Genomic DNA, 12,668 nt, shown 5'->3' with positions numbered 1-12,668 from the left:
TGCCGCTGCCAGTACGGCTACAGCGGATGCGGCGAATTGACGAACGCGGTGGGTCAACAGTGTACAGCTCCTCGGCTGGGGTCAACGGGGTCAAACTGATGACGCGCCAGCCGTTAGATTGCAAAAACATAACAGAATATTCGGCCGGAGCAAGGGGTATCTGGGGGGGCGGACTATCTCTTGACTCACGAACTGCTTAGTGGCTTTATTGAAGTTGGAATCGCCGGTCCGCAACTCGCCATGCCTATGACAACCTACCAACTCCTGCAACTACAGTTCAGACGTGTTCCAGTCTATGTGGCCGGCCTTTATCTGGTCTGCACGCTCTCGTTATTTCTCGGATCGTGCGATGAATCGGCGCGGAAGGGCAGGATAAAGTTAGAACATCACCTTCCTCCTCAGCTCAACTCCTGGCAGCGGCAGCCTGGTGTTGCCATCTTTAACCGCGAAACGATCTTCGACTATATCGACGGCGCCGGTGAGGTTTACAACTCATACGCGTTCCAAGAAGTCGCCCTGGCGCGCTATACACAGGACAATCAGCCCGAAGTTACAGTCGAATTGTTTGACATGGGTGTGCCGGAGGATGCCTACGGTGTATTCAGCTATGCGCGCGAGCAGGAAGAATCAGGTATCGGCGGCGGCTACGAGTTGCGCGGCGGCGTGCTCTGTTTCTGGCAGGCCAGGTTCTATGCCTGCGTGACAATCGAGCGAAGCGACGAGCAATCAGGTGAGCTGCTGAAGTCGATAGCGGGCGCACTTAGCGATTTCCTGCCTCGCCCATCAATTAGGCCGCCCCTTGTCGATGCTCTGCCGTCCGAGGGCATGAGTCTGTCCAGCGTCCGTTATTTTCACAATCAGCAATCGCTCAACTACCACTACTATCTGGCGCGGGAGAATATCCTCAACCTGGATTCGACCACCAGCGTGGTTCTCGCTCGCTATCAAGCGGCCTCCGCCTCTCTAATCCTGATAGCATACCGGGACGTCACGACCGCCTCGACGGCATTGGCATCGTTCCGGAGCGACTATCTATCAGCATCCGATACGAACTTCCCGGTGGAGATTAAGCCGGGGAAGTTTGCGTCTTGCGTTCAGGTCAATAAATATGTCGCCGTGGTGCTCGATGCCCCGAGCCCCCACGTCGCGGACAGCCTGCTCGATGCATCGCGTGCCAGTCTGTCCCGTCTCAATTAGGAAGGATCACCGCCATGACTCTGCTCGATGATTGTCTTACCCGACGCGATTTTATCAAAGGGGCCGGCGGTGTCGCGGTCGGCTTAGCGGTCGGGCTGCCGGCGCTCGCCGACGATATCATTCAGGATGCCGAGGTCAGGTCGCGGGTGGTGCTCATTCGCCACGAGTCGGTGGTCGGCAGCGACGGCAAGATCAACGCTGCTCTGATACAGCAGATGCTCGATGAAGCGGTAGTTGCGCTTTTCGGCAAGGAGAAACCGATTGACTGCTGGCAACAGATTATCAGGCCCTCTGACATAGTGGGCATCAAGAGCAATGAATGGAAATACCTCCCAACTCCGCCCGAGGTGGAGCAGGCGATCCGAGCGCGTCTCCTCGAAGTCGGCGTGTTAGCTGAGAATATCGCCATTGATGATCGCGGCGTACTCGACAACCCGGTGTTCCTGACGGCGACGGCACTGATCAACACGCGCCCGATGCGCACCCATGCCTGGTCGGGTGTGGGCAGCCTGATCAAGAACTACATCATGTTCGCCGAAAACCCGCCGGACTATCACGATGACGCGTGCGCCGGACTGGCAAAGCTATGGCAACTGCCCATAGTCAAGGGCAAGACACGGCTCAATGTTCTGGTGATGCTCACGCCGCAGTTCCACAGTGTCGGGCCGCACCACTTTGATCGGAGTTATATCTGGAATTACAACGGCCTGATCGTCAGTACTGACCCGGTGGCCGCCGACAGCGTGGGGCTGCGTATCATACAGCGTAAGAGGCAGGCAGTATTCGGCGAAGATCGCCCTATTCAGCCGACCGCTCATCATATCGCCCTGGCTGACATCGAGTATCATCTTGGCAACAGCCTGCCCGAGAACATCGAACTGATCCGCCTCGGCTGGGAGCGTGATATCCTCATCTGAAACTTGCAAAGGAAGCTCACTCATGCGACGATTCACTCTTGTGCTCGGGCTGGCTTTGCTGGTAACGCACTGCGCGAAGCGGAACGACCTTCACTTTGACGCGCTGGTTGCCGATTTGCACAGCGACGCAGTGCTGCGCATGATGGAAGGCGCCGATTTCGGCACGCGCGACACCGCCGGTGACATGGACATTCCGCGCCTGCGCGACGGGGGTATCGATCTTCAGGTAATGGCCTGCTGGCTGTCCACGACAACGCCGCTGGAGGAGTGTCGCCCTCACGTAGACAGCATGTTGGATTCGCTCATGGTGCAGCTTGATCGGTATCCGGATGAGGTCGCAGTGTGCCGAACGGCCGCGGACGCGGAGCGGATTATCGCTTCAAACAAAACAGCCGTCTTTATCGGCATCGAGAATGGCGTGGCCATCGCCAATGATACCGCGAACCTGCGCCACTTCTACGAGCGTGGAGTGCGGTACATGACCCTGACCCATACGGCGTCGAACGACTGGTGTATATCATCGGCCGATACCGCTCCGGCGTTTCAAGGATTGACCGATCTTGGCCGCGACATAGTGCGTAAGATGAATGAGCTCGGGATGATCGTCGATATTTCTCATGCGTCGCCGACGGCTGTCGACGAGGTCCTGGAGATTACCACTGATCCGATAATCGCGTCGCACTCGTGCGTGTATGCGCTTTGTAAGCATGATCGAAACCTCACTGACGATCAGATCAGGGCGATAGCCGCCAACGGAGGCGTGATCGGGATCAACTTCTACAATGGATACCTATCGGACGAATGGAACCGGATGGCCGATTCGTTATTCGAGGCATACGAACCGACATTTGATTCGGTTGATAGCACCTTTGTTGACGACAAGACCGGCCGTCGTGCCGCTAGGGCAGTTCTCTTTGAAGAAATTGAGCGGAAGCTCGCGCCTGTTGGGGTCAATGTCGCCACGGTAGTCGATCATATCGATTACATCGTCAAGCTGGTCGGGCCCGACCATGTCGCCCTGGGGTCTGATTTCGATGGGGTCTTTGCTCTGCCCGCGGGCCTGGACGATTGCACGGGTGTGCCGCGTATCACCGAGGAGTTACTCGCCCGAGCCTACAGCGAGGGGGATATTCGCAAAATTCTCGGCGGCAATTTCATGCGGGTATTTCGACAAGTTTGCGACTGACCCAGTTAAACTGGCGGCCCGCCGCCTTGGGCTTTTGCTGCAATTCATCTCGCACGAAAACGACCCGGAGACTCATCCTTCAGCGTGGGAATAGGAGGACAGCTCGCGTGCAATCCTTGTAGCCCACACGCGTAGGGAGGAATCCAACAGACGCTAACTTAGCTCTCGTGCGTGGTGGACGTCCTTGTGCACGACGGCCCCACTCTCGAATGCGAAGTTAGCGCTTAGGTGAGGAATCCCTTGGGCGCTTGCGAACGCGGGTGACCGGCGATTCTGGCGACCGCTATCCGCGTGCCGGTCAAACGGTTATATCTGTACCGGAATCCGCTTGCTATCTGTTGAAAATGGAGCTATAATAATTGTTTGGGTTTGAATACGTCCCGAACTCGTTGGACAGCAATCTGGTGCGCTGGTAGAGGGGTTCGGCATAATCGGAGCATGTAACACAAGATGAGTGAAAGAATCGTCAAGATGCTGCCGCTGTTGTTGCTCGGAGGCGTCCTGTTGGGGGTGCTGTTCGGGTACTTCCTGCCGCAGGTCGGTCTGGCCCTGGCATTCCTGGGCCAATTGTTCGTGGGAGGTTTGCGTTTGATCATGGTCCCGCTTCTGATCGCGGGGACCATCACCGGGGTTGCGTCGTTTGGTGAGTTGCGTAAGATCGGGGGAGCGGTTTCGACTATGCTCGCTTATTTCGCGGCAACCTCTGTCGCGGCGGTGGTTGTGGCGATCGGAGCAGCGATCGTTTTCGTGCCGCAAGCCGGTTTCGCCGGTCTGTTTGCGTCGCCGACGACCGCTCCATGGGCCTCACTTGGTGAGGTTTTCAGCGGCCTCATCCCCGGCAATCTGTTTCAAGCAGTCATTCAGGGCAAATTCCTGGGCGTGGCCGTCGGCGCGGTGCTGCTGGGCGGGGTACTGGCGTCAATGGGGCTGCGTGGCCGCACAGTGGTCACGTTTTTCAAGGGCCTCCACGAGGGCCTTCTCCAGGTAGTCAAGTACGTAATGTACTTGGCTCCGCTCGGTGTCTTCTCGCTGGTTGCGGCTGCTGTCGCGGGGAGTGTTTCGTCGCCACTTGAATTATCAGCTACGCTGGGATCGTACCTGTGGGCGGCGCTTGTCGCGACGGCGATATTCGGTGTTGTGGTTTTGCCTCTGTCGATCTGGTTCTTTGGCGGCCGCCCGATTTGGCCATTTTTTTCTGAGCTTTCACCCGCCTTGCTGACCGCGTTCGGCTCTTCATCCAAAACAGCAACCTACCCGGTAACTTACCAATGCTTGATTGAGAAGTCGCATGTCGATCACCGTTCCGTGTCGACCGTGCTTCCGGTGAGTACGGCGCTCGGGCTGGATGGCACCGCCATACTGATGACAGTCGGCACCGTATTCGCCGCCCACGCCTTTGGTCTCTCGGTCGGATTTGGTGTAGTTTTGCTGGTCGCCGGGCTTTCTGTTCTCATCGCAATAGCCGCCGCGGGCATCCCCTCGTCGACTCTGCTGGCCGCGCCGGTACTTTTCGGAGTCGTAGGCTTGTCTGCGGAGCAGGCGGCGGTGGCAGTTGCCGGCATGGCGGCTTTGGACTGGCTGGTTGACCGAGTGAAAGCGATGGTTTCTGTCGCCAGCGATGCCACTGCCTGCACGGTGGTGGCCCGGGCGCTTGAAACGCGCGCTGCAGTACGTCCCCCCCGCGCGCGACATCCCGAACGGCCCGAACGCGAAACCGGAGAAATGGTCCGCGAGCGCGTGGGCTTTCGGCCCGACAGTTTCGGCGATCGCCGTCGCCGCGGAGGCCCTGGTGGCCGTGAGCGAGTGCGACGCGACGAACCAGGCGGGGGTCGACCTGCACCGGTCGGTGGCGGGTACCGTGGCCGCGCCGAAAACGACGAACGCTCGCCCTTCCAGATGAAGGCCGGGCGCACTCCCGCGCTGGGGATCGATCGCGATCGCCCCGCGCCTGAGCGCCCGCCGCGCGAAGAGAGGCGGGACCGCGATGAGCGACGGGACCGCGACGAGCGCCGTGAGCCAAGGCGGCCGTTTGAAGGGTCGGGCGAGTCGCGCCGGCCGCGCGGTAGATTCCGCCACGGAACAGACAGGCCGGAGACCGGCCCCCCGCGCCGTCCGGCGGAAGCGTCCGCCGAAGGTACAACTGCCCCCGCCGAACCACCCCGGCTCAAGCCGGAGGTAGTCGCCAGAGAATTGTCCAGGGTGTCGGCGCAGTTGCGCGATTCAGATGCAGAGCCGACGCCTGAGCTTGAAGCCGTAGCGCCGTCCGATGATCTCAATGACGACCTGCCGCCCGGTCCGGAAGAGCCGACCCCGTTCCGCCACGGGCGCCATATTGACGATGAACTTCCCGAAAGCGACTCGGAGTCCGACGAAGGAAATCGGGATATGTTCGAGGCGCGGGATTACGAGGCCCCGGGCGCGGTGGAAGCGGCCGACGATTCGCAGGAAGGCAGCAGGGAGAGCCATGGCGATGGCGAATCTGCGGATATTGCCTTTGGACGCGGCCGTCATTTTCGGGGAGCGGCATTTCGTGGCGCCGAGGCGACACCAAAAGAAGAGTCGCCAGAGAAGCCGGAAGACGAGGTCGCGCCGCCGGGGTTTTCATCCGAAGACGTTTCTTTCGGGCGGATCAAGCGCAAGCGACCCCGCTGAGGTAGCGGAGCTCTTCATCTGTCTGTGCGACAATGAGTTGCGGCCGGCTGTCCGGTCGGGGCGGAACATTGCGGCGTTTTCGGCGATATACTGGTAGGACTGCGCGACCGGCCCACGGACGCGGAAAAAGGTTGATTGTAGTAGCCCGGCACCATATTACGTGCCGGGCAGGTAGATGAGAAATGAACAGTGTTAAAGTTACTTTCATGATGCTTGGTCTGATAGCCCTCTTCGTGGCTGTCGGATATTCAGCAGGCGGCCAGTCTGGCATGGTGATGGCTTTTGTCTTCGCCTCGATCATGAACTTCCTGGCCTATTGGTTCTCGGACAAGGTGGTGCTGGCCATGTATCGCGCTCGTCGCGTGAATGAGTCAGACCATCCGAAGTTGTTTCGCGTTGTCCGCAGGGTGGTCCAGCAGGCCATGATGCCGACCATGCCGGCGGTTTACATCGTGCCGACCCGCGCCCCCAATGCCTTTGCCACCGGCCGCAGCCTGGATCACGCCGCGGTGGCAGTGTCGGAGGGACTTCTCGAGCTGCTGACCGAAGACGAACTGGAAGGCGTGATCGGCCACGAAATAGCTCACATTCAGAATAAAGACATGCTGGTTGGTACAATCGCGGCCACGTTTGCCGGTGCGATCGGCATACTGGCGTCGATCGCCCGCTGGGGGGCGATTTTCGGAGGCGGTGGCGGCCGCGACGACAACCGCGGCGGCGCTATCGGCCTCCTTGTAGCCGCGTTCCTTGCGCCGATTGTAGCGATGATCATTCAGATGGCCATATCGCGCCAGCGTGAGTACAAAGCCGACGCTGAGAGCGGGCGGGTTACGGGCAAGTACCTTTCGCTGGCTTCGGCGCTCGAAAAACTGCATCGCTCACCGATTCGCATGAATCTCGATGATCGTCCGGCCACAGCACACCTGATGATTGCCAACCCGCTCTCGGGAAAGAGCTTTACGACCCTGTTCTCGACCCATCCGCCGGTTGAGGAGCGGATCAGCAGGCTGCGGCAGATGGCTCAGATGCCACACCATGGATGAACCGAGTGACACCGCACCCGGCTATGAACGCCGGCGCGCCTCACTGAGACCGGGGCGCTGACATGGACCGCGAACTTCTCCTGGAGTTGGCGGCCATCGTTGTCCTGGTGCTCGCCAACGGGCTTTTCGCGCTGGCGGAATTCTCCATCATTTCTAGCCGGCTGAGCCGCCTCGCTCAGAAATCCGCGGAAAAGAAATGGGGCGCCACGCGCGCGAGAAAGCTGCGCTCCGATCCGGAGCGTTTCTTGGCGTCGATTCAGGTCGGTATTACCCTGGTGACGGCGCTTATGGGCGTATTCTCCGGCGCCACGATAGTCGCCAAGATCGAGGCCGCTCTGATGCACTCGCCCTGGCAGTGGGTCGTAGAATCCGCAACCACGCTTGCCATGGGCCTGGTGGTGGTGGGCATCACGATCCTGTCCGTGGTGATCGGCGAACTGGTTCCGAAGTATATCGCGCTGAGTTACCCGGAGCGATTCGCCCGCTACGTAGCCGCACCGGCCGGCGTGTTCATCAAGCTTACGGCGCCGTTTTCGCGCATGTTGAGCTGGCAGGCCAACGCGATCGTGCGCATGCTTGGATTCAAACGCTCTGACAGTCATCATCACGTCACCGAGGAAGAGATCAATGTGATGGTCCTGGAGGGCAAGCGGCGGGGGGTATTCGACGAGACCGAGCACGAGTTCATCCGCTCGGTCTTCGATTTTGCCGACTCCACCGCGCGCCGCGCCATGACTCCGCGGCCCGATGTAATAGCCCTTGACCGTACCGCCGATCCGGAGGCGATCCTCCGCACGATCACCGAGCAGGGCTACAGCCGGTACCCCGTATATGAAGAAACCATCGATAAAGTAATCGGAGTCATTCACACCAAGGACCTGATCGAGCGGCGGGTCGACCTTGGCCGGATTGATCTGGGCGCGCTCATTCGACCGGCCCTGTTTGTGCCGGATTCCATGCCGCTCCCGCGCCTGCTCAAGGAGTTTCAGCGCGGCCGCAACCACATGGCGATAGTGCTCGACGAGTTCGGCGGTACGGCAGGGATCATCACGATCGAGGACATCCTCGAGGAACTCGTGGGAGAGATTCAGGACGAGTACGATGCCGAGCCGGCGCCGATCGCCCGGCTCTCCGAGAGTTCGCTCTTTGCCGATGGCGATGTCTGGCCGGGTGACGCCAACGAGCTGATCGATAGTCACCTGCCCGAGGATGAGCACGACACACTCGCGGGCCTGCTCTTGGAGGCTCTGGGGCGGCTGCCCGACAAGTACGAGGCGGTGAACATCGCCGACGCTCGCCTGACGGTGCTGGCCAAGAGCGAGAATCGGATTCTGCGTCTGAAGGTCGAGAAGATCAGCTCTGAGGCCACGCCGCGCGCTTAAGCGGCGACCCAAATCCCTCTACGCTCCGACGGTTCTTTTTCGTACATTACCCGTATGAATATGCGTGATCATCCGGTATCGGGCCGTCGCCTGTTCTGGACCATTGTCCTGAACTCGATCATCACGGTGGCCGAGTTTGTCGCGGGACTGATTTCCGGTTACCTGGCGTTGACCGCCGATGCCGTCCACAATTTGTCTGATGTCGCTGCGCTGGTCCTGGCCTGGCTTGGGGTCAAAGGCTCCCAGTTACCGGCCACCAAACGGTCTACCTATGGCTTCATGCGGATCGAGGTAATGACCGCGTTCATATCGGCTGTCTCCCTGGTCGTGATCGCGCTCTTCATCATCTGGGAGGCGTACCAGCGACTGATGAATCCCGTGGAAATCTCCATGCCCTGGCTGTTCCTTACCGTGACAGCGATTGGCTTATTGGGCAATCTGCTTTCGGTCGTCCTTCTGCACCGTGAGAAAGACAAGTCGCTCAACTTAAAAACCGCTTTCCTGCACATGGCCTACGACACCGCCTCTTCGGGCGTGGTGCTGATCGGCGGCGTGGTGATCCTGTTCACTGGTTTGACGGTGATCGACCCCATCCTGTCCACCGCTATCGCCCTTATGATCTTCTGGTCGTCGTATCTTGTGATCAAGGAGGCGGTGATGATCCTGATGGAGGCGGTGCCGTCGGCGGTGAATTTCGACCAGGTCCACCGCGCCATCCGGGCGGTCCCGGCGGTGTGCGACGTACACGATCTTCACATCTGGTCGCTGTCATCCTATGAAATTGCACTTTCCTGTCACGTCTGCCTCAAGGATGAAGACTACAGCCGGGGGCCGGCTATAGTCACCGAAATCGGCCGTCTCATGCGCGAGCGGTTCGGTATCGGACACTCGACCATCCAGATCGAACAGAAAGGGTGCGACCGCTCGGAACTGCTTTGCCGCCATCACGGCCATGATCTCGAATGAACTTGGATAGACCTCTCCACCAGCTCACTATTGAGGATCTCGCCTTCGACGGCAAGGCGGTGGCGCATCTCGACGGTAAAGTGGTGTTTCTCGACTCCGGCCTGCCCGGGGAAACGGTGCTGGCTGAAATCACCCGCTCGCACCCACGCTACAGCCAGGGTCTGGTGAGGGAGATTACGTCGCGCTCGCCTCAGCGAATCCAGGCGCGGTGTCTGCATTTCGGAACCTGCGGCGGCTGCTCTTGGCAGGACCTCGCCTACAGTGAACAGTTGGCTTTCAAGAAGCGGCACGTGGTCGAATGCCTGGCGCGAATCGGGGGTTTGCGCGAGGCCGCTGTTCGCGACGTACTCCCTTGCAGCAATGTCTTCGAATACCGCAACAAGATGGAGTTCTCGTTTCATGCGCTGGAGGAGGGCGGTTTTCACCTCGGGCTGCATCGACGGGGACGATTCGACGATATCTTTGATTTGCACGCCTGTCACCTCCAGGATGATATGGCCAATCGCATTGTCGGGTCCGTGCGCGATTTCGTCAAGCGCGAGCAGGTGCCGGTGTACGATGTCACCCGCCACACCGGCTATATGCGCTTTTTGATTGTCCGGCGCGGCCTCCGTACCGGCCAAACCATGGTCAACATCGTCACCAATCGGGGCCCGTTTTCTCTTGCGGAGCGCTTGGTCTCTGAGCTGCTTGAGTCGTTCCCACGAATGACGACTATTATCCATGGCCAGAACGGCTCCAAATCGAATATCGCTACGGCCGAAACCGAATCTGTTTTGTTCGGACCGGGCTATATCGAAGAAAAAATCCTCGGTCTGACTTTTCGGATCAGAGCCAATTCGTTCTTCCAGACGAACACCGAACAGGCCGAGCTGCTCTATCAGGCCGGATTCGAACTGCTGAAACCATTGCCCAGTGACCGATTGCTCGATCTGTACTGCGGTACCGGTACGATCGGACATCTGCTGGCGCCGCGAGTATCCGAGGTGGTCGGAGTCGAGATTGTTCCCGACGCGGTGACCATCGCCCGCGAAAACGCCTCGGTGAATGGCATCGTCAATGTGACTTTCCTGCAGGCCAATGTCGCCGAATACCTGCGTGGGGGGCCGGAGCACTTGCGCGACTTTGACGCTTTTATAATTGATCCGCCCCGGGCGGGGCTGCATCCCAAGGCACTCAAGCGAATACTCGCCCTGGCTCCGGCCCGGCTGCTCTACTATTCCTGCAACCCGGCGACTTTTGCCCGCGACGCCCAGGCGCTCTGTGACCGGGGCTACCGCATGTCCGAGGTCCAGCCGGTCGATATGTTTCCCCACACGCGCCATATCGAACTCGTGGCCCTGTTTTCCCGTTGAATCTTTGGTTGCGCTCGCCGGCAGTCGGCGGGTACATTGGTTTGCTCAACTTTGGAGGTTTGATGATCCGCTGGACAACCGCCCTGTTAATTCTGCTCTCCCTGACTTTACTGGCTGCCCCAGATCTTAGCGCCGCCCGGAACGAGGAATCGTTTGACAAGCTCACGGGGGAGATACTCGCCGCCCTGCAGTTGTTTTACCCCGTCCACGCCACCGAGATGGGCATCCATGATTACGATCATCGTTTGGCCGACTACTCCCCCGGCTCGGTAAGACAGATGCGCGGACGGCTCACCGGTTTCGTAGAAAAACTCCATCAATACCGCAATTATTCGTTCTCCCCGGAAGACGCGATCGATTTTAAGCTGATCCGCTCCAATGTCGAGATGACCCTGCTCGATATCAAAGAGATCAAGTGGCATGAGAAATCGCCGCAGTTGTATATCGATGAGGCGGTCAACGGAGTTTACTTCCTGCTTCTGTCGCAACATGCTCCGCTGTCGGAAAAGCTGTTGTCGATCCTGGCGCGCATGAAAGCGGTGCCGGAGCTGTTTCAGGCGGCGCGTAGCAATCTCAAGGGCCCGCCCGACGTGTATCTCGACCTCGCCGATGAATCGTTGGAGTCCGCCAACGCCTTTTACCAGGAGGTAGCGGCGGAGCTCATGAGACAGTTTCCTGAGCGGGCAGACGAGATTCTCCGCGTCTCAACCCAGGCGCGCGAGGCGATGAATGATTTCGCGGCTTTTCTCGACGGTTTAACGCCGGGGCCGGCCACCTCGTTTGCTATCGGCAAAGTGAACTTCGATTACATGCTTAGCCACGGCAGCTTTTTGAACTATGATTCCGATTCGCTGCTGCGAATGGGTGAGGCGCTGCTGGCCGCGGCGCAGGAGGAGTATCGGCTGTATCGGCAGTATGTCGACGAAAACCACCAGACCGGCCGCGATTCAGTATTCGTACCAGCCAGTTTTAGACGTAAGGACGTTCTGGACTACTACCGTTGGGAAATCGACCGAGTGCGGAGGTTTCTGGGCGATAATTCCGTTGTGTCGGTGCCTGAAGATATCGCGCCGGTTGAGGTGGTGGAGACACCCCAGTTTCTCAGATCTATGGTGGCGGGCATTGCATATCATCCGGCTGGGCCGTTCGAACGGAATCAGCGCGCGATTTTCTACGTAAGGCCGCTGCCGGACACTTTGGATCCCAGCCAGCGCGCGGCGTTCTATCGCTATGTCCACCGTCGCGGTTTCAAAGGCTCGGTCGTGCACGAGGCTTATCCCGGGCACCATTTGCAGATGCAGCTCGCCGGGAGAAATGCGTCGCTGATCCGGCGCTGGCAGTCTAACATGCTCATGGTCGAGGGTTGGGCGCTGTACTGCGAGGAACTAATGTACCACGCCGGCCTTTACGGTGAGGAAGACCCGGCCATGTGGCTGGCTATTCTCGGCGGTATCAGGTACCGCGCGGCACGGATTATCGCCGATGTCAAACTCCACACCGGGCAGTTTACTTATGAGCAGTGCGCGGACTGGATGATCAGTACGCTCGACGCCGAAAGCGAGTCCGATAAAGAGTATCATCGGAAAATGGTGCGCAAGTATACGCTGACGCCGAGCGTGTGGATGTCGTATCTGGTGGGCAAGATCGAGATCGAGAGGCTCCGCGACGAGGTCATGCAGCGCGATGGTGATGCTTTCGATGAACAAGCCTTCTACGATAAGCTGCTGTCATTCGGGTCTATTCCTCCGGCTCTGATACGCGCATCATTCGGTCTGTAGGGCCGTCTCGGTGGCCCACCGAAGCTGCTAAACTCACCGCAGGGCCAACCCCTGGGGCATCGGCGCGTCGTGGTGGACGAGGACGTCCACTACGCACGAGGTAACCCGGCAAAATGATGGGTCGCCTAAGATAAAGGCGTGCCTGGATCCCGCCCCGGTGGGTGGTCCCAAGGATCTCGGCCTGTCTCCTGT

Annotated in this window: 9 protein-coding genes; all 9 read left to right on the top strand. The window is 59.2% G+C overall.

The features are described 5' to 3' along the window. Positions 1-180 precede the first annotated feature (180 nt). Complete coding sequence (locus tag AB1772_04425; GenBank protein MEW5795588.1) at positions 181-1,197, top strand: DUF6599 family protein; 1,017 nt, start codon at positions 181-183, stop codon at positions 1,195-1,197. Between the two features lie 14 nt (positions 1,198-1,211). Further along, positions 1,212-2,114 (top strand): DUF362 domain-containing protein, encoded by a 903-nt coding sequence (locus tag AB1772_04420; protein MEW5795587.1) that lies wholly within the window; start codon positions 1,212-1,214, stop codon positions 2,112-2,114. A gap of 22 nt (positions 2,115-2,136) precedes the next feature. After that, positions 2,137-3,300 (top strand): dipeptidase, encoded by a 1,164-nt coding sequence (locus AB1772_04415; GenBank protein MEW5795586.1) that lies wholly within the window; start codon positions 2,137-2,139, stop codon positions 3,298-3,300. 450 nt (positions 3,301-3,750) lie between these two features. After that, positions 3,751-5,952: a cation:dicarboxylase symporter family transporter gene (locus AB1772_04410; GenBank protein MEW5795585.1), complete on the top strand. Its 2,202-nt coding sequence runs from the start codon at positions 3,751-3,753 to the stop codon at positions 5,950-5,952. A gap of 182 nt (positions 5,953-6,134) precedes the next feature. Next, a complete protein-coding gene (locus AB1772_04405; GenBank protein MEW5795584.1) occupies positions 6,135-6,995 on the top strand; it encodes a M48 family metalloprotease in 861 nt (286 codons plus the stop codon). A gap of 62 nt (positions 6,996-7,057) precedes the next feature. Continuing rightward, positions 7,058-8,377, top strand: a complete 1,320-nt coding sequence (locus AB1772_04400; protein ID MEW5795583.1) for a hemolysin family protein — start codon at positions 7,058-7,060, stop codon at positions 8,375-8,377. A gap of 54 nt (positions 8,378-8,431) precedes the next feature. Continuing rightward, positions 8,432-9,343 carry a cation diffusion facilitator family transporter gene (locus tag AB1772_04395; protein ID MEW5795582.1) on the top strand — a complete coding sequence of 304 codons (912 nt, stop codon included), beginning with the start codon at positions 8,432-8,434 and terminating at the stop codon, positions 9,341-9,343. Continuing rightward, a complete protein-coding gene (gene rlmD, locus AB1772_04390; GenBank protein ID MEW5795581.1) occupies positions 9,340-10,698 on the top strand; it encodes a 23S rRNA (uracil(1939)-C(5))-methyltransferase RlmD in 1,359 nt (452 codons plus the stop codon). Before AB1772_04395 ends, rlmD begins: the two co-directional genes overlap by 4 nt. Before the next feature lie 62 nt (positions 10,699-10,760). Further along, a complete protein-coding gene (locus tag AB1772_04385; GenBank protein MEW5795580.1) occupies positions 10,761-12,476 on the top strand; it encodes a DUF885 domain-containing protein in 1,716 nt (571 codons plus the stop codon). Positions 12,477-12,668: the final 192 nt, after the last annotated feature.

This window comes from Candidatus Zixiibacteriota bacterium (assembly GCA_040752815.1).
In the GTDB taxonomy this organism is placed as follows: Bacteria; Zixibacteria; MSB-5A5; order GN15; family FEB-12; genus JAGGTI01.
The sequence above is the reverse complement of the archived record's forward strand: the minus strand, read 5'-3'. Positions and strand labels throughout refer to the sequence as shown.